This window comes from Tessaracoccus luoxuelianae, assembly GCF_054483915.1.
In genome coordinates, this window is the sequence record NZ_CM137013.1 from 1957458 (window position 1) to 1975101 (window position 17644).

Consider the following 17644-nt stretch of genomic DNA (forward strand, 5'->3'; position numbering starts at 1 on the left):
GGCCCGCGGTAGCGTTCACTACCGTGCTCGTCATCACCCGATTCTCCGCCCCAGGTCAGCACTTCGTCGCCGAAGCCCGAACCGTCGTCGACTGGTGGGCCGCGCGCCCCGGCTGCCTGACCATGGAACTGGTCCGCAACCTCGACGATCCAGACCTCTTCGCGCTCGTGAGCCGATGGGCCAGCGTGGGCGAGTACCGACGCTCATTCAACGGCTACGAGGCCAAGATGATCCTCACGCCGCTTCTCTCGCGCGCCGTCGATGAGCCGAGTGCCTACCTACCCGTCGACGAGGTGGGCGACAACCGTCCGCGCGGCACTTACTGAACGCCGCGCGGCACCAACTGAACCCAGGGAGTCCATGATGAACACCCGACTTCTTCTCACCGCCCAGGGTGTCTCGATTGCGGTGATGGTGGCCGAGTCGCGAATGCCCGAGGTCGTGCACTGGGGCCACGAGCTTCAACCCCTCACCACGGACCAGTTCGACTCTCTCGCCCTCGCCAACGTGGTCCAGGTGGGGCCGAACAACCCGGATCTCCCGCCCCGCTTCGGCATCCTGCTCGAGGGGCGCTACGGGTGGGCGGGCCGGCCCGGTCTGGTCGGGTCCCGGGAAGGCCGGGACTGGACCCCCGACTGGGCTGTCACCGACATCCTGGTTGATGGACGCCCTGCAGAGCCGCTGGAACACCTGGGGCCTGCCACCGTCGAGTTCCATGCGCACTCGGCCACGTCGCTGCTCAACCTGACGATCACGCTCGAACTCACACCTGAGGGTCTGGTCCGGTTGCGCGGGGAGTTGACCAACCTCGATGAGGCTCCGTTCGCCGTCGAGGAGCTCACCCTCGCGATGCCCGTGCCCAGCAGGGCATCGGAGCTGTTCGACTTCGCTGGACGCTGGGGCGTGGAGCGGTTCCCTCAGCGGCGAGAGTTCACCGTCGGCCAGCATCGGCGGGAGGGCCGGCACGGGCGGACCGGGGCCGATGCCGCCTACGTCCTGCACGCCGCGACACCCGGACTCGGCTTCCGCGCCGGCGAGGTGTGGTCCGTCCACACGGCCTGGAGCGGGAACCACCTCCACGTCGCGGAGCGGGACTTCATCGGTCATCAGGTCCTCTCCGGCGGGGAACTCCTCCTGCCCGGCGAGGTGGTTCTCGGTGCCGGTGAGAACTACCGGACGCCATGGCTGTTCTTCAACTACGCAGACGGGCTAGACGCCCAGGCCGATCGCTTCCACGCCTGGCTTCGGGCACTGCCCCACGCCCCGTCCGCTGAGAGGCCCGTGACGCTGAACGTCTGGGAGGCCGTCTACTTCGATCACCACGCCACCCGCCTCATCGATCTCGCCGAACGCGCGGCCGCCCTTGGCGTGGAGCGCTACGTGCTCGACGACGGCTGGTTCGGGGCCCGTCGCGACGACCATGCTGGCCTGGGAGACTGGGTGGTCTCGCCCGACGTGTGGCCGGATGGCCTCCACCCGCTCGTCGACCGGGTCAAGAACCTCGGGATGGAGTTCGGGCTGTGGTTCGAGCCCGAGATGATCAACTTGGACTCGGATCTGGCGCGGGCGCATCCCGACTGGATCATGCAGCCCGCCGGACGGCTGCCCGTCGAGGCCCGCCAGCAGCACGTCCTCAACCTGTCGATCGACGGTGCGTGGCGACACGTCTTCTCCCAGATGAGCGCCATCCTGACGGAGTACCGGATCGATTACGTCAAGTGGGACCACAACCGCGATCTCATCGACGCGGGGACGGCGCCGCACGGGGAGCCGGCCGTCCACGCCCACACCGTCGCCTACTACCGGCTGCTCGACACTCTCCGGCACCAGCACCCCGATGTGGAGTTCGAGTCGTGCAGCTCCGGAGGCGCGCGGGTGGACCTGGAAGTGATGCGCCGGGTTGAGCGGGTCTGGGTCTCCGATGTGATCGACCCCCACGAGCGCCAGCGGCTCCTGACATGGACGAGCCAACTGCTTCCTCCGGAGTTTCAGGGCAGTCACATAGCGTCCGGCCGTTCCCACAGCACGGCGCGCTGGCACGATATCGACTTCCGCGCCGCGACCGCCGTTTTCGGCCACCTCGGCATCGAATGGGACCTAGCACAGGCGACCGAGGAGGAGCTCGGGCAGCTGCGGTGGTGGATCGACTGGTACAAGGCCAACCGTGGGGTGCTGCTGGGGGGCCGCCAGGTGCGGGTGGACATGCGGGAGCCCGAGTGCTATTTCAAGGGTGTGGTGACACCCCGCAAGTCCATCTTCTCGTTGTCGGTGCTTGCGGCCAGCCCGGTGGTCAGCCTCGGTGTTCTACAGTTCCCCGGCCTCGACCCCGAGGCCACCTATCGCGTCACCGTCATCGACCGTCAGCTCGTGCCGGCGATCCACATCGTGCCCTGGGAGGCCGCCGAGGCGCCGCTGGTGCTTCCCGGGCATGCACTGATCCACGCCGGCATCCGGGCCCCACAGATGCAGCCGGACACCGCGGTGATATTCGAGCTCGACCGGCTCTGACATGGCGCCGTGGCCCCTCGACCCCACCACCCGCAGCGTCGCGCTGGCCGTCCTGCGGCACGGGCCGATCTCCCGGGCCGAGGTGGCGAGGCTACTGGGTCTGTCATCGGGGTCCCTGACCAGAATCACGAAGCCGCTGATCGAGACCGGTGTCCTTGAGCAGGGCGCTCCGTCGGCGTTCGAGATCGGCCGGCCGCCCCTGCCGCTCAGGATCGTCGATGAGTCGGCCAGATTCCTGGGCATCAAGATCGTCCCCGGTCATGCGTGGGTGGTGGGCACGGGCCTGGCGGGGGAGATGCACCACTCCGAGGAGGTTGACCTGGACACGGCCACTTTGGAGTCGACGGCCCAGGTGTTGGCCGGCGTGGTGCGGCGGTTCCCGGGTGTCTCGGCTGTGGGCGTGTGTCTGCCCGCCTCCGTCGAGCCACACGGGGTTCTCCACGCCACGCGGATGCTCGGCTGGCCCGGCGGCGGGAACCTGGCCGCACGGCTGATCCAGCTCACCGGAGTGGACTGCGCCACCATCAACGACATCGACGGATTGACCCTGTTCCAGCACTGGTTCGGGGCCGGGCGCGGGCTGACGCACTTCGCGGTCGTCACCTTCGGCATGGGCGTGGGATGCGGCGCGGTGGTCGACGACCAGCTGCTTCTCGGCAGGCAGGGGGCAGCCGGCATCCTCGGCCGGCTATGGCTGCCTGACGGGCGCGTGTTCGGTGACGTGTTGTCCGTCGACGCGGTGGCGCAGGCCGCCAGCGGCCTGGCAGGACGGGCCCTGACCTTTGAGGAGGCGCTGACCACGGCCTCCGCCCGGCCGGCCATCGCGGATGCGCGGCGCGCCATGGGGTGGCTGGTGCGCGGGGCGGCTATCGCGTTCGCACCCGAATCGATCCTCATCACGGGCGAGGGGATCGCCCTTCTGGGGGGATCACTGGATGTGGTGCGGGAGATTCTCACCGACGACTGGCGGGAAGACCTGCGCTTCCCGGAACTGGTCCTGTCCGCCCTGGACTTCCACGACTACGCGCGCGGTGCGGCCGTCGCTGCCATCCGGCAGAGGTTCACCTCGCCCGTCTGACGTAGGCTGGGGGGTCGCCGCACCCATCCCAGGAGTCCTGTTGCCCGTGATCCAGCCGCTGCGCCTGCACGCGCCCAGCCGCCACGACGCCGTCGTCGTGGACCTTCCGGTGGTCCTCGCGCCGATGGCCGGGGTGACGAACGCCGCCTACCGGCAGTTGTGCCGCGAACAGGGGGCAGGGCTCTACGTCTGCGAGATGATCACCTCCCGCGGCCTGGTGGTCGGAGACCCGAAGACCCACGCGATGCTTCAGTTCGACCCCGGCGAGACCACGCGGTCGGTCCAGCTCTACGGCGTCGACCCGGGCGTGATGGCGGACGCGGCCAGAATCCTGGCCAAGGATTTCGCCGTCGGCCACATCGACCTCAACTTCGGCTGCCCGGTACCGAAGGTCACCCGCAAGGGTGGCGGGGGCGTGCTCCCGTACAAGAGGGACAGGCTGCGCGCCATCGTGCGCCAGACGGTCCGCGCCGCCGACGAGTTCGGCGTCCCCGTCACCATCAAGACCCGGATCGGCATCGACGGCGAGCATGAGACCTTCCTCGACGCCGGGCGGATCGCCCAGGAAGAGGGGGCTGCCGCCATCGCCCTGCACGGGCGAACCGTGGCGCAGGCCTACTCCGGTGAGGCGGACTGGTCCCGGATCGCCGAGCTGGTGGCGGCCGTCGACATCCCGGTCCTCGGAAACGGGGACATCTGGGAGGCGGAGGACGCGCTGCGGATGATGGACGAGACGGGCTGCGCAGGGGTGGTGGTGGGCCGCGGCTGCCTGGGTCGGCCATGGCTGTTCGGCGACCTGGCCGCGGCCTTCGGCGGCGAGGAACTGCGGCACCGGCCCACGCTGGGTGAGGTGGGAAGGACGCTGACGCGCCACGCCGAGCTGCTCACAGGATACGTCGGCGAGCGGCACGCATTGACGGACCTGCGCAAGCACATGGCCTGGTACTTCAAGGGCTACCCCGTGGGGGAGCTGCGCCGCCGGTTCGCGATGGTCTCGACGCTCGACGAGCTTCGCGACCTCGTATCTCAGCTCGACCACGACGCGGGGTTCCCCGAGACGGAGCTGGGTACTGCCCGTGGGCGGCAAGGGTCGCCACGGGCTCGGGTGGTGGTGCCGTACGGTTGGTACGACGACACCTCCGGGTGTGAGCTGGATCTATCTGACGCCGAGATCGGCGTGAGCGGAGGATGACCGTGGCGGAGCCGCAGGACGAGACGACCAACGAGCCGCGCAAGAAGCTGCCGATCTGGGCGCAGATCGGGCGCGTCGTTGCGCTTCTCGGCGTCCTGGTTCTGTTCGTCAGCGCCTATTTCGTCTCGACCACCACCGGTGTCGAGGCCGGGGAATGGGAGCGGATCGGCAGCAGCGCCTTCGGCATCGCGGTGATGGGGGTCGCGATGCTGTTCCTCGGCCGCGCCCAATCGCGAAAGTAGACCCCAGCGGGGACGGCCGTGACCGCGTCGTTATTCTGAGGCAATCGCTGGCCCCCCCGGGCCGGCCCGGTCCCAGGAGGTCCCCATGGGCGAAACGGCAACGATCATCATCGACGGGGTGAGACACGAACTCCCCGTCGTCACCGGGACAGAGGGCGAGCGGGCGATCGACATCTCGTCGCTGCGCGCTTCCACCGGGCTCATCACGCTCGACGACGGCTACGGCAACACCGGCTCCTGCAAGTCGGCCATCACCTTCATCGACGGGGAGGCGGGGATCCTGCGCTACCGCGGCATCCCGATCGAAGACCTGGCGCAGCGCTCGAGCTTCATCGAGACCGCCGAGCTGTTGATCTTCGGCCGTCTGCCGGACGAGAATGAGCGGGCGGAGTTCCGTCATCTGCTCACCGAGAACGCCGCGCTGCACCGCGACATGCGCAAGCACTTCGACGGGTTTCCCGCCACGGCCCACCCGATGGCCATTCTGTCGGCGATGATCAATGCACTGCAGACCCATGAAGTGCATGAGGCGCAGTTCACGGACGCTCAGCGCTTCAAGTTGGCGGCGGCAGGGCTCATCGCCAAGACCCGCACCATCGCGGCGGCCTCGTACAAGTCCCACATCGGCCAACCCATCGCCTATCCCCGCTACGACATGAACTATGCGGAGAACTTCCTCCACATGATGTTCTCGGTGCCCTATCGGGACTACGAGGCCACGCCCGAGGTGGCGCACGCGCTCAACATGTTCCTCGTCCTCCATGCCGATCACGAGCAGAACTGTTCCACGTCGACGGTGCGCATGGTCGCGTCGGCGGGAGCGAGCATGTTCTCCTCGGTCTCCGCCGGGGTCAACGCCTTGTGGGGCCACCTGCACGGCGGGGCGAACATGGGCGTCATCGAGATGCTCGAGCACCTGCGAGACACCGGGATGAAGCCCCAGGACTACATCAACCGGGTCAAGGATCGCTCGTCCGGGGTCAAGCTGATGGGCTTCGGGCATCGCGTCTACCGCAACTTCGACCCCCGGGCCATCATCCTCAAGGCTGCCGCAGACGAACTGCTCGACAAGATGCACATCACCGATCCGCTGCTCGACATCGCACGCGAGGTTGAGCAGGCAGCGCTGGCCGACGACTACTTCGCCTCGCGTCGGCTGTACCCCAACGTCGACTTCTACTCGGGCATCATCCTGCGCGCCATCGGGATCCCGCTGGACATGTTCACGGTCATGTTCGCCATCGGCCGCACCCCCGGGTGGATCGCGCACTGGAAGGAAGTCTCCGAGAACCCTGCGCAGCGGATCTACCGGCCGCGTCAGGTCTACGTGGGCAACCAGGTCTCCGAGTGGGTGCCGCGGTCCGAGCGCTGAGGTAGGTACGGTTGGGAGACCATGGACACACCGCTACCGCGCACCAGGCTCTGGGCCTCGACCATGCAGGGTCACGGCGAAGGGGTGATCACGGCGCATGCCACGTCATCGGTACGCACGTCCGTCCGTGACCCCCGCCGTCGTGAGCGGCGCGAGGAGTTGGAGCGGCTCACGCTGGTACCCGAGGCGAGCTTCGCCGGTGGAGCCGGCAACCGGGCCCGTCCGGAGGAGCCGGATGAGCTCCGCACGTGCTTCGAACGCGACCGGGACCGCATCGTCCACTCGGCGGCCTTCCGGAGGTTGGCGGGCAAGACCCAGGTGGTGGTCTACCCCACGGATCATCAGCGCACCCGGCTGACCCACGCCCTTGAGGTGGCGCAGGCCGCCGTGGCGATGGCCCGCGGCATCGGGGCCAACGCGACACTTGCCGATGCCATCGCTCTGGGGCATGACTGCGGGCACGGCCCTGGTGGCCACGCGTCCGAGGACGCCTTCGACCAGTTCGTGCCAGGCGGCTACGACCACGGCCCTTGGGGCGCGGACGTGGTGCTGCGCCACCTCAACCTCACGGTGGAGACGTTGGACGGCATCCGCAACCACTCGTGGTCGCGTCCCGCACCGGCCACCCTTGAAGGCGAGATCGTCTCCTGGGCGGACCGGATCGCCTACTGTGCGCACGACCTGGAGGACGCAGTGTCGGCGGGGATTGTCACGCTCAGCGAGGTTCCGGAGGTGGTTCGCGAGGTGGCGGGTGTCACCCGGACCCGGCAGTTGGCCACCTTCATCAACGCCGTCATCGACACCACGGCCCGAACCGGGGTGGTCGGCATGGATCCGGCCAGCGCCGAGGCACTCGGTCAGCTGCGGCGTTTCAACTACGAGCGCATCTATACCCGCCCTGAGTCCGTGGCGCAGTCGCACACCGTGGTGCGGGTCCTGACGGACCTGGTGGAGTACTACCTCGCAGCGCCGTCGACGTTGCCCGAGGAGTTCCGTGGCGACGATCTGCTCCGTGGCGTGGTCACCTATGTGGGCGGTATGACCGACCGGTTCGCCTTCGAGCAGGCGCGCCTCCTCCTCGGCTGGAACCCCGCGCAACTGCCTCGCGGTATCGGCCGCGGGGCCTGAGCAGGCAGCGGGTACAGTGGCCCCGTGGCGGGCCGGATCAATGACGAGGACATCGCGGCCGTCCGTGAGCGCAGCCGGATCGACGACGTGGTGGGCGGCTACGTGGCCCTCCGTAACGCAGGCGGGGGATCGCTGAAGGGGCTGTGTCCCTTCCATGACGAGAAGACGCCCTCCTTCACAGTGACCCCGTCACGCGGCTTCTACTACTGCTTCGGCTGCGGTGAGGGTGGGGACGTGATCACGTTTCTGCAGAAGCAGCAGAACCTCTCCTTCACGGAGGCCATCCAGGTGCTCGCGGACCGGGCGGGGATCGTGCTGAGGATCGAGGACGACGGCGGCCCGGGGCAGGTTCCAGGGCTGAGGAAGCGGATCCTTGAGGCCAACGAGGCCGCGCAGGAGTTCTACGCCGCCCAACTCGAGTCCGCCGAGGCGATCGAGGCACGGCACTTCCTCCACGGCAGAGGGTTCGACCGCGCCGTGGCGCAGCGGTTCCGCATCGGCTACGCGCCCCGGCACGGCGGGGCGCTGCGGCAGACGCTGCACTCCCAGGGGTTCGCGGATGACGTCCTCCACGCTGCGGGGTTGACCAGGCAGGGGGGGAGGGACTTCTTCGTCGGCAGGGTGCTGTGGCCGATCCGGGACTCCGCCCAGGCCGTCCTGGGCTTCGGGGCTCGACGGATCTATGACGACGACCGACTGCCGGCCAAGTACATCAACACCCCGGAGTCGCCGGTCTACAAGAAGTCGCACGTGCTCTACGGGCTGGACCTGGCGCGGCGCGAGATCGGACGAAAGGCCCAGGCAGTCATTGTCGAGGGCTACACCGACGTCATGGCGGCCCACATGGCTGGCGTGGAGACGGCCGTCGCGTCGTGCGGCACCGCCTTCGGCGACGATCATGCGCGTCTTCTCCAGCGTCTGATGGGCACGCAGGACGGGTTGCACGGCGAGGTGATCTTCACCTTCGACGGTGACAAGGCCGGTCAGGCCGCAGCGCTGAAGGTGTTCAAGGGCGACCAGAATTTCATCACCCAGACCTACGTGGCCGTCGAGCCGACGGGTCTGGACCCCTGCGACCTGAGGCTGCAGCAGGGCGATGCCGCGGTGCGCGAGTTGGTGGCGCGCCGGATACCGCTCTACCGCTTCGTGATGTCCAACATCGCCAAGAGCTACGATCTGGACCGCGCCGACGGGCGCCTCGGGGCCGCACGAGAAGGTGCCGAGCTGATCGGTGCGATCCGGGACCAGTCCCTCGTCAACCAGTACCTGCGGGAGCTCGCCGGCGTGCTCGGCATGGATCTCGATGAGGTGCGCAGGGAGGCGTCCAGGGTCCGCCATCGGGGTGCCCCGGCCGAGCAGGTCGCGGCAGAGTCCCCCGAGAGGCGCGCTCCGGATCCGGAATGGCCGAGCCCGGACGACCCGGCGCTGCGCCTCGAGCGCGACACGCTGAAGCTGATGCTGCAGCACCCCACCACGTTCGATGCGGCGTGGAACGCGGTAGAAGCTGAGGACTTCACCCACCCCGGCTATGCGGCTGTGTTCCGGCTGCTCGCCTCGGTGGACTACGGCGATGCCTGGATCGACAGGCTCCGATCCCAGGCGCCCACTGATCTGGTCCGGCAACTGATCGTCGCGCTCATCGTCGAGCCGCTCCTCAGGGAGGCCGACGAGACGTATTCCCTCGCCCACACGGCGCGGCTCCGGCTGGCGCGGGTGAACCGCCAGATCGCCGATCTGAAGTCAAGACTCCAGCGCACCGACCCGGTGAAGGATCCCACTGGCCACCGCGCCCAGTTCGCCCACCTGACGGAGTTGGAGATGCGGCGCAAGGCGCTCCAAGCGGTTGGTTTGGGCTGAAGCGGCGCCACACCCCAGGGGGTACCTGACAAAGCCCGGATTGCATTGTCATGTCGCGTGTGCCTAAAGTCTCTTCATGTCGAGACACTGTTGTCTCATCGACCTTCAGGAGAAGCATGTCCCAAGGCCGCACCGTGGATCCGCTGGATCCAGTCGATTCCAGAGCCGTGTACGTCGAGGTGTCCACGAGCCCCGACTACCTGGAGCTACGTTCCAGTTTCCGTCGGTTCGCATTCCCCATGACCATCGCAGGTGTGGCGTCCTACTTCGTCTACGTCGTCGCGTCCATCTACGCCGTCGATTTCATGTCCTCGCCGTTCCTCGGGATGCGGGGTCTCAACACCGGCATCATGCTGGGGCTCTTCCAGTTCGTCGTGGTGTGGGTCTGGACCGCCATCTACGTCAACTACGCCAATCGCAGGTTGGATCCGCTGTCAGCCCGCATCAAGGAGCGCATTGTGAATGAGGGTGCGGCATGATGAGCCTGCTTGAGACCGCGCAGTACGGCAACCCGCTGATCAACATCGCCGTCTTCGCCATCTTCGTCGCCGCAACACTCGCGGTGGTCATCGTCGTAAGCCGCCAGAAGACCAAGGCGTCGGACTTCTACACCGGCGGGGCTCAGTTCTCCGGGCGCCAGAACGGGCTGGCCATCACTGGTGACTACCTGTCTGCCGCCGCATTCCTGGGCGTCACAGGCGCGATCGCCATCTATGGCTACGACGGACTCCTGTACTCGGTGGGCTTCTTCGTCGCTCTGCTGCTCGCGCTGTATCTGGTCGCGGAGCCGATGCGCAACACCGGCAAGTACACGATGGCAGATGTGCTCAGCTTCCGGATGAACCAGAAGCCGGTGCGCACCGCGGCCGCGACGTCCACCCTTGTGATCTCGTTCGTCTACCTGCTCGCGCAGATGGCTGGCGCCGGTGGCCTCGTCGCGCTGCTGCTGGGTGTGTCTGACAAGAACATGCAGGGCGTCGTGATCGCGCTCGTGGGCCTGCTCATGATCGTCTACGTCCTCATCGGCGGCATGAAGGGCACCACCTGGGTCCAGATGATCAAGGCCGTGCTGCTGGTCAGCGGCGCCGCGGTGATGACGTTCCTGGTGCTGATGGGAGAGGGCTTCAACCTTGATGCCCTGGCGCTCGGCGCTCAACAGGCGGCGCTGGACGCCACCACGGGCAATGGGATCGACCTTCTGCAACCCATGGCGCGCTACGGCGCCACTGAATGGACGAAGCTCTCCTTCCTGTCGCTGTCGATCGCCCTCATCGCCGGGCCGTCGGGGCTCCCACACGTGCTGATGCGCTTCTACACGGTCCCCACCGCGAAGGAGGCCCGCAAGTCCGCCGTGTGGGCCATCATCCTCGTGGGCGTGTTCTTCCTGTTCACGCTCGTTCTCGGCCTAGGCGCGGCCAAGCTCGTGGGACAGCAAGCCATCGTTGCGGCCCCAGGTGGCGCCAACTCCGCGGCGCCGCTACTGGCGCTGACCCTGGGCGGAGAGATCTTCATGGGCGTCATCTCCGGCATCGCCTTCGCCACCATCCTCGCGGTGGTGGCCGGGCTCACGATCACAGCCTCGGCATCGTTCGCCCACGACGTCTACAACTCGATCCTCAAGGACGGCAAGGCCGACCCGGCGCAGGAGGTCCGGGTGGCGCGCTACACGTCCGTTGTGGTGGGGGTGCTGGCCATCCTCGGAGGCATCGTCGCCAACGGGCAGAACATCGCGTTCCTCATCTCGCTGGCGTTCGCGGTGGCTGCCTCGGCCAACCTCCCGTCGATCCTCTACACGCTGTACTGGAAGAGGTTCAACACCCGCGGGTCCGTGTGGTCGATCTACACCGGCCTGATCTCGGCCGTGCTGCTGATCGTCTTCTCGCCCGCCATCTCCGGCTCACCCACCTCCATGTTCGGCGAGAGCGTGGACTTCTCCTGGTTCCCGCTGGACAACCCGGCGCTGGTCAGCGTCCCGATGGCCTTCCTTGCAGGGTGGCTCGGGACGGTCACGTCGAAGCAGCGAGGCGACGAGGAGTTCGCGATCGAGATGGAGGTGCGCTCGATGACCGGCGCCGGGGCTGGTGAGGCGATCTCTCACTGAGGCCGGTGGTGCGATCCCCGTCGAGGAGGGCGCGCGCCTGCTCGATGGCCTCATGCTCCCAGCGGTGGACTGTTGATTGTGAGGCGCCCAGCCTGCGGGCCGTGTCCGCCAGGGTGAGCGCCTCACCGACAACGCCGAACCGGAGCTCCAGCACCCGACGATGTCGCCGACCGAGAAGTCCGAGGAAGTCCAAACCCACCGACTCAACCCTGGCGAAGCTGGCCTCGGTGGCGGGGTCCGCCGCCATGACGTCGTCGAGGCTCACCATTTTCACCATCGCGCGATGCGCGGCCGTGAGCGAGACGCCTGCAGCCTCGGCGGCCGCCGTCATGCCGATGCTGTTGCCGATGGATGCCTGGGTGTCCCGCTCCACTCCCGCGAGCCGAGCGGCCCGGCGGTCCGCGCGGCTGGCGGCGGGGCGCCCGATCCGGTGCCGGGCCCCTTCGGACAGTGCCCTCACCACGAACTCGAAGACGTAGGTGGTGAAGCGCACGGTGCGCGTGTAGTCGTAGCGCTGAATCGCCTCGGCAACGGCGACGCACCCGTCCTGGAACAGATCCTCGGGCGGAAGGTCGTGGGTCGCGGCGATGCGCCTGGCCTGCTGCATGGAGATCTTCAGGCCGACGGCCCAGAACTGCTGCATGGCCTCCCTCCCCAGGCCGACGATCTGGCAGAGTTCGGCGTCTGGTCCGTGCAGCTCAAGAAGGTGCGCGGCATAGAGCCCCGCCTCCACCGCGCGTGCGCAGGCCAGGTCCTGCCCGGGGCCGAACCATGCATCGGGGAGTTGCAGTGCGTTGAAATCCATGGCCACAGCCTCGCTCCCTGGGGCTCCCGACTGCGGCCCCTGATCTGCGTTGTGGACAACTTCATACGGACAACACTTCTTATCCACACGGAGCACAATGGGGTCATGGAACTGTTCAACCGTCTCGACCCTGTCATCCTCGAGGGGCTCAACGAGGCCCTCGGGCACCGTGCCGACGTGCTGGCCCATGGGATGGGGGAGGGGGTGGTGCTGGTTGGCACACGGGCCCACCTTGCCCGACGCGTCGGTGACACGTGGCGGGTGTGGGGCTGGGAGGAGGTCGGCAGCGGCTCCTGGATCGGGGAGGCCGACATGTTCCGCTGGCGCACCGTCGAAGGTGAGAGGTTCGAAGCGCAGCTCACCGATCCGGGCAGGCTGCCTGAGCTGTTCCAGGAGCGCGTGCAGGCCTCCACCGTCGTGCAGAGCGTGGTGGACGGGACCAGGGGCCAGGTGCAGATCGTGGGGCGCAGGAGCCTGGGAGAGAATCCCAAGCTCCACTGGTACGCCGTGCCCGCCGGTGGTGCGGACCTGGAGGATCCCGCCACGCGGGCGGCCGTGGTCGCGGAGACAGACCGCCTTGCCACCGAGTACTTCTGAGGCGCGCGGCGAGCGGCGCGAGGCCGATTCGCACCACCTGGATCGATCTGCTAACGTACTTCAGGCGCGTGGGAAACCACCGTTCCCTGGTAGCTCAATTGGCAGAGCATTCGACTGTTAATCGAAGGGTTACTGGTTCGAGTCCAGTCCGGGGAGCCATGCGAAAGCCGCTCTGACTAGGTTAAACACTAGTCAGGGCGGCTTCTTCGTCGATAGGAGTGCGACATCCGGGCAACGTCCGTGGGCCAGGAAGGGTGCTCAGCTGAGCTCAGCCAGGTCCCCGAGGAATGCTTGGGCCCAATCGTCGATCGTGTGAGTCTCCACCTGCTTCTTCAAGGCGCGCATCCGCCGCTGGCGGGCACGCACCGTGTCCGTGGCCGCCTGCATCAGCGCGGACTTCATCCCGTTGAGGTCGTAGGGGTTGACCAGATAGGCCTGCTTCAGTTCCAGCGCGGCGCCCGCGAACTCGCTCAGCACCAGCGCGCCGCTGGTGTTGGGGTGGCAGGCCACGTACTCCTTCGCCACCAGGTTCATCCCGTCCCGAAGCGGCGTGACCACCATCACGTCAGCGATCCTGTACATGGCCGCCATGGTCGCCCGAGGGTAGCCGGCGTGCCTGTACACGATTGCGGGGCGCCCGACCCCTCCCACCTCCGAGTTGATCCGGCCCACCAGTTGGTCGATGTCGTCTCGCAGGCGCTTGTACTCCTCGACGCGTTCACGCGACGGTGTGGCCACCTGGACGAAGACGACATCCGACGGATCCAGCTTGCCCTCCGCGAACAGCTCGCCCATCGCGCGGACCCGCTGCCGGAGTCCCTTGGTGTAGTCCAACCGGTCCACTCCCAGGAAGACCAGCTTGGGGTGTCCGAGCTCGTCGAGCAGCGTTTCGGCCTCCGCGACCACCTCGGGCGAGGCGGCCAGGTCCGCGAAACCCTGGGTGTCGATCGAGATCGGATAGGCGCGCGCCACACAGCGATGGCCCGACGTCACGCGCACCGTGTCACGCTCAACCCTGTGTGTGGTGAGCCGCCGCACCAGCCGAAGGAAGTTGGCGGCGCCCCCGGGCACCTGGAAACCGATCAGATCAGCCCCGAGCAGTCCCTCGAGGATCTCCTTGCGCCACGGGAGCTGGGAGAAAATCTCCCCGGGCGGGAAGGGGATGTGCAGGAAGAAGCCGATCTTCAGGTCCGGCCGCAGCGCACGGAGCAGTTGCGGGACAAGTTGGAGCTGGTAGTCCTGCACCCACACCGTCGCCCCCTCGGCCGCAGCCTCTGCAGCGGCCTCCGCGAAGCGCTCGTTGACCGTCACATAGGCGTCCCACCACTCCCGGTGGAACTCGGGAAACGCGACGGTGTCGTGATACAGCGGCCACAGCGTGGCGTTGGAGAATCCCTCGTAGTACTCCTCGTGCTCCTCAGCGCTCAGCGGCACCGGCACGATGTCGTAGCCGTCATGGGCAAAGGGTTGAACGGTTTCGTCAGCCGCGCCATGCCACCCGACCCATGCGCCACCCTGTTGCCTCATGACCGGTTCGAGGGCCGTGACGAGACCACCCGGTGAGCTGCGCCAGTCGACGGACCCATCCTCGCCCGTGACCCGGTCCACAGGAAGCCTGTTCGCGACGACGACAAAGCTGGCACGTTCCATCATTGGTTCCTCCTCGACTCGCCCCCACCCTACCGATCCGACACCGCCTCGCCGCGTGGCAGAGTGGGCCCATGACCACCTGGCACGCGAGAACCTCCGCCGCTCACGACTTCCTGGCCGCCGCAGCAGCAGCCCCGGCCTCGGTCCTGGTGGCCCTGGACTTCGACGGCACACTTGCGCCCATCGTCGACGATCCTGAGACCTCGGCGATGCAGCCTGAGGCCGCGGATGCGCTGGCCGGCCTCGGGCCGAAGGTGGGGCAGGTGGCCATCATCACCGGGCGTCCCGTGGCCAAGGTCCGCCAGCTCGGACAGCTCGAGAGACGCGGCGGCCTGGGCGGGGTCATCGTGCTGGGGCAGTACGGGGCCGAACGGTGGGACGCGCGTACAGGCGTCGAGACCCCGCCCGAAACGCCCCAGAGCGTCGCCGTGGCCACGGTGCAGATCGAACGGGCGCTGGCGGATCTCGGACTGCCAGGCGTGCACCTCGAGGACAAGGGGCAGGCGATCGGGATCCACGTGCGTCGTTGCCCGGACCCCACGGCCGCCTTCGCGACGCTGAAGCCCGTCGCCGCGGAGATCGCAGAGGCCAACGGACTGACCCTCGAGCCGGGCAAGCACGTCCTTGAGTTGCGCTCGTCCTCGATGACCAAGGGCGATGCGCTACGCGCACTCATCGAGGAGACCGGAGCCACCGTCGTGGCGATGTGTGGCGACGACCTTGGTGACCTCCCTGCCTTCGATCTGCTGCGGGAGTTGCGCGATGACGGTGTGACCACCTGCATCGTCGTGAGCGGATCCCACGAACTCCCCGCGTTGATCGACCATGCCGACGTGCTGGCGGACGGTCCCGCAGGAGTCGCGGCCTGGCTGGCCGCGTTGTCGCGGCACCTACCCTGATCAGCTTGGCCTGATCCGAACGTGGGGCGAGCGGGGCTCGAACCCGCGACCCGCGGATTATGAGTCCGCTGCACTAACCGGCTGTGCTATCGCCCCTGGGTCGCCCGCCAGCATATCGCGTGCCCGAGGCGAGGTTCAGAGACGAGGGTTCGGCGACGGGTCGCCCGGCCCTGACTCGTTGCCGCTGGGCTGATTCATCGACGGGCTCTGCGTGTAGGGCCCCGGGTCGTTCCCCGGGCTGCCCGACGGGCTCCCACTGCCATCGCCCTGGGACGGCGAGGCGGACTGAGGGCTGCCTGAGCCCGATCCTGAACCTCCGCTGCCCTCACCCATCGACGGGATGGGCTGCGGCGCGTTGACCGGCGGCTGATTCTGGAACAGCAGGATGGCCAGCAGCAGCGCCAGCGCCGTCAGGAGCGCCATGAGCAGGAATGACACCAGCACCGTGATCCACCCCGCGCGATCGGTACGGCCGGGCCAGGGGAGTGGCCACATGCGGGTGGCGCCCCGCTCGGTCCGGCTGATCCAATGAAGCCGGTAGTCCGGCCCCGCCGGCTCGCTGAGCGGCGGGATGCGGGACAGATCGACGGCGCGCAGCACGCGGTCCGCCTCGTGGACCGCCGCCAACGAGCCGTCGAAGGCGAGCGCGACCCACGGGGCCAGCGGGGGGTGCTGCGAAAGCTGAGGGTCGCCGCCCTCTTCCCGGAACCGGACGGACATGCGCCCCTCATGCTGCCCCTCTCCGCCTCGCGCCACCACGGTGTCGATGTGCATGGCGTTGACCTCGCCGGAGAAGCGTGCGCGAGCGGCAGCATCCGTAGCGGCGCCCGCAGACAGCAGAATCAGCAGCACCGAGTCGCCGCCGTCCTCGTGAGCGGCGAAGGCCGTGCCTGCCGGCGTCGCAGTGAGGCACGAATCGAGCCAGAAATCGCCGACCCGGGCGGGATCGTCGTCCCGCAACGGATGATGGCCGGCCTTCGGGGCCGGCGCGGCGGGATCGTCGTGCGTGCTCATCGGTACCATCAAACCACGGTGCGCAAGAACGCTGCGCCACCCGATGCGCCTCCGTGAAGCCATGTGGGTGCTGTGACGGGGGCGCTATCGTTGAGCGCGGGTCACCCGAGCCAGAAGGAGTCACCGCGTGAGCACTACGCCGACGCAACACACGCAGCTGCCCCGCGATGTCGCGGACGCCGCGCGCCTGCTGGGTCAGGCGGTCAGCCAGGTGCAGCGCGTCATCGTCGGCCAGGAACACATGGTCCAGCAGCTGATGGTGGCCCTTCTTGCCAAGGGGCACTGCCTGCTCGAGGGTGTGCCCGGTGTGGCGAAGACACTGGCGGTGCGGTCGTTCGCCACGGTCGTGGGCGGAGACTTCGCCCGAGTTCAGTTCACCCCGGACCTGGTGCCCTCGGACATCGTCGGCACCCGGATCTACTCCGCCAAGTCCGAGAATTTCGAGATCGAGCTCGGTCCCGTGTTCGTCAACTTCGTGCTCGCCGATGAGATCAACCGCGCACCCGCGAAGGTCCAGTCGGCCATGCTCGAGCTGATGGCCGAGAAGCAGGTCTCGATCGGCGGAAAGACGTATCCGGCGCCCAAGCCCTTCATCGTGATCGCCACCCAGAACCCCATCGAGTCCGAAGGCGTCTACCCCCTGCCCGAGGCGCAGCGGGACCGCTTCCTCCTGAAGGTGGACGTGCCCTACCCGCGCGGCAACGAGGAACTGGAGATCCTCCGACGGATGAGCGTCAGCCCGCCTGAGGCGTCGCGTGTGTTGGATCCGAGCCTCGTCCGCCATCTCCAGGACATGGCGTCCAACGTCTTCGTCCACAATCTGGTGGCCGAGTACATCGTCCGTCTCGTCCTCGCCTCCCGCACCCCGGCCGAGTTCGGCATGCCGGACCTCACCGGCGTCATCCAGATCGGCTGCTCGCCGCGTGCCACGCTGGGCCTGGTCGCGGCCGCCCGCGCCCTGGCGCTCATCAACGGCCGCGACTATGTGCTTCCCACCGATGTCCAGGCCGTCGCCAAGGACGTGATGGCCCACCGCATCGTCCTCGGCTTCGACGCGGTCGCCGACAACATCAGCACAGCGGATGTGGTCGACCGGATCCTGGCGATGGTTCCCGCACCCACGCCCGTGTGGAGCGAGCAGCAACGGCAGGTGGCGCACGAGCAGCACGCGCACCAGCCCGGACGCAGCTAGGGAGGGCCC

16 protein-coding genes and 2 tRNA genes are annotated in these 17644 nt (G+C 67.8%); 14 read left to right on the forward strand and 4 right to left on the reverse strand.

The window, feature by feature from the left end; genetic code table 11:
• Positions 1 to 23: 23 nt before the first annotated feature.
• The 10 genes from ACX1D1_RS08755 to ACX1D1_RS08800 all read left to right on the forward strand — a co-directional run bounded on the left by ACX1D1_RS08755 (position 24) and on the right by ACX1D1_RS08800 (position 11478).
• Positions 24 to 326: an antibiotic biosynthesis monooxygenase family protein gene (locus ACX1D1_RS08755; protein WP_459054315.1), complete on the forward strand. Its 303-nt coding sequence runs from the start codon at positions 24 to 26 to the stop codon at positions 324 to 326.
• A 37-nt stretch (positions 327 to 363) separates the two neighbouring features.
• A complete protein-coding gene (locus ACX1D1_RS08760) occupies positions 364 to 2508 on the forward strand; it encodes an alpha-galactosidase (RefSeq protein ID WP_182799672.1) in 2145 nt (714 codons plus the stop codon).
• A gap of 1 nt (position 2509) precedes the next feature.
• Positions 2510 to 3586, forward strand: a complete 1077-nt coding sequence (locus ACX1D1_RS08765) for an ROK family transcriptional regulator (protein WP_459054316.1) — start codon at positions 2510 to 2512, stop codon at positions 3584 to 3586.
• Positions 3587 to 3632: 46 nt separating this feature from the next.
• On the forward strand, positions 3633 to 4778 hold the full coding sequence (gene dusB / locus ACX1D1_RS08770; protein WP_459054317.1) for a tRNA dihydrouridine synthase DusB: 1146 nt from the start codon (positions 3633 to 3635) through the stop codon (positions 4776 to 4778).
• Between the two features lie 2 nt (positions 4779 to 4780).
• Positions 4781 to 5020, forward strand: coding sequence for a hypothetical protein (locus ACX1D1_RS08775; protein WP_182782921.1), 240 nt, complete (start codon positions 4781 to 4783; stop codon positions 5018 to 5020).
• Between the two features lie 85 nt (positions 5021 to 5105).
• Complete coding sequence (locus ACX1D1_RS08780; protein ID WP_459054318.1) at positions 5106 to 6392, forward strand: citrate synthase; 1287 nt, start codon at positions 5106 to 5108, stop codon at positions 6390 to 6392.
• A gap of 63 nt (positions 6393 to 6455) precedes the next feature.
• Positions 6456 to 7520 (forward strand): HD domain-containing protein, encoded by a 1065-nt coding sequence (locus ACX1D1_RS08785; protein WP_459056565.1) that lies wholly within the window; start codon positions 6456 to 6458, stop codon positions 7518 to 7520.
• Positions 7521 to 7544: 24 nt separating this feature from the next.
• Entirely contained in the window at positions 7545 to 9377 is a 1833-nt protein-coding gene (dnaG, locus tag ACX1D1_RS08790; protein WP_182782919.1) for a DNA primase, read from the forward strand.
• A 116-nt stretch (positions 9378 to 9493) separates the two neighbouring features.
• A complete protein-coding gene (locus tag ACX1D1_RS08795) occupies positions 9494 to 9856 on the forward strand; it encodes a DUF485 domain-containing protein (protein WP_182782918.1) in 363 nt (120 codons plus the stop codon).
• Positions 9853 to 11478, forward strand: a complete 1626-nt coding sequence (locus tag ACX1D1_RS08800) for a monocarboxylic acid transporter (RefSeq protein ID WP_220490941.1) — start codon at positions 9853 to 9855, stop codon at positions 11476 to 11478. The genes ACX1D1_RS08795 and ACX1D1_RS08800 overlap by 4 nt, the downstream gene beginning before the upstream one ends.
• On the opposite strand, the gene ACX1D1_RS08805 is transcribed toward ACX1D1_RS08800, so the two are convergent.
• Positions 11384 to 12283: a sigma-70 family RNA polymerase sigma factor gene (locus tag ACX1D1_RS08805; protein WP_182782917.1), complete on the reverse strand. Its 900-nt coding sequence runs from the start codon at positions 12281 to 12283 to the stop codon at positions 11384 to 11386. The genes ACX1D1_RS08800 and ACX1D1_RS08805 overlap by 95 nt on opposite strands.
• A gap of 105 nt (positions 12284 to 12388) precedes the next feature.
• Here ACX1D1_RS08805 and ACX1D1_RS08810 point away from each other — a divergent pair, with 105 nt between their 5' ends.
• The gene (locus ACX1D1_RS08810; protein ID WP_459054319.1) at positions 12389 to 12880 is read left to right on the forward strand and encodes a hypothetical protein; all 492 of its coding nucleotides are present in this window, start codon (positions 12389 to 12391) and stop codon (positions 12878 to 12880) included.
• An 83-nt stretch (positions 12881 to 12963) separates the two neighbouring features.
• A tRNA-Asn gene (locus ACX1D1_RS08815) sits at positions 12964 to 13039 on the forward strand.
• A 99-nt stretch (positions 13040 to 13138) separates the two neighbouring features.
• On the opposite strand, the gene ACX1D1_RS08820 is transcribed toward ACX1D1_RS08815, so the two are convergent.
• On the reverse strand, positions 13139 to 14533 hold the full coding sequence (locus ACX1D1_RS08820; RefSeq protein WP_459054320.1) for an alpha,alpha-trehalose-phosphate synthase (UDP-forming): 1395 nt from the start codon (positions 14531 to 14533) through the stop codon (positions 13139 to 13141).
• 68 nt (positions 14534 to 14601) lie between these two features.
• Here ACX1D1_RS08820 and otsB point away from each other — a divergent pair, with 68 nt between their 5' ends.
• Positions 14602 to 15429: a trehalose-phosphatase gene (otsB, locus tag ACX1D1_RS08825; protein ID WP_459054321.1), complete on the forward strand. Its 828-nt coding sequence runs from the start codon at positions 14602 to 14604 to the stop codon at positions 15427 to 15429.
• A 22-nt stretch (positions 15430 to 15451) separates the two neighbouring features.
• On the opposite strand, the gene ACX1D1_RS08830 is transcribed toward otsB, so the two are convergent.
• Together ACX1D1_RS08830 and ACX1D1_RS08835 are read right to left on the reverse strand one after the other, a co-directional pair.
• A tRNA-Ile gene (locus ACX1D1_RS08830) sits at positions 15452 to 15525 on the reverse strand.
• Between the two features lie 39 nt (positions 15526 to 15564).
• Positions 15565 to 16443 carry a hypothetical protein gene (locus ACX1D1_RS08835; RefSeq protein WP_459054322.1) on the reverse strand — a complete coding sequence of 293 codons (879 nt, stop codon included), beginning with the start codon at positions 16441 to 16443 and terminating at the stop codon, positions 15565 to 15567.
• 127 nt (positions 16444 to 16570) lie between these two features.
• On the opposite strand from ACX1D1_RS08835, the gene ACX1D1_RS08840 reads away from it, so the two are divergent.
• A complete protein-coding gene (locus ACX1D1_RS08840) occupies positions 16571 to 17635 on the forward strand; it encodes an AAA family ATPase (protein ID WP_182782912.1) in 1065 nt (354 codons plus the stop codon).
• Positions 17636 to 17644: the final 9 nt, after the last annotated feature.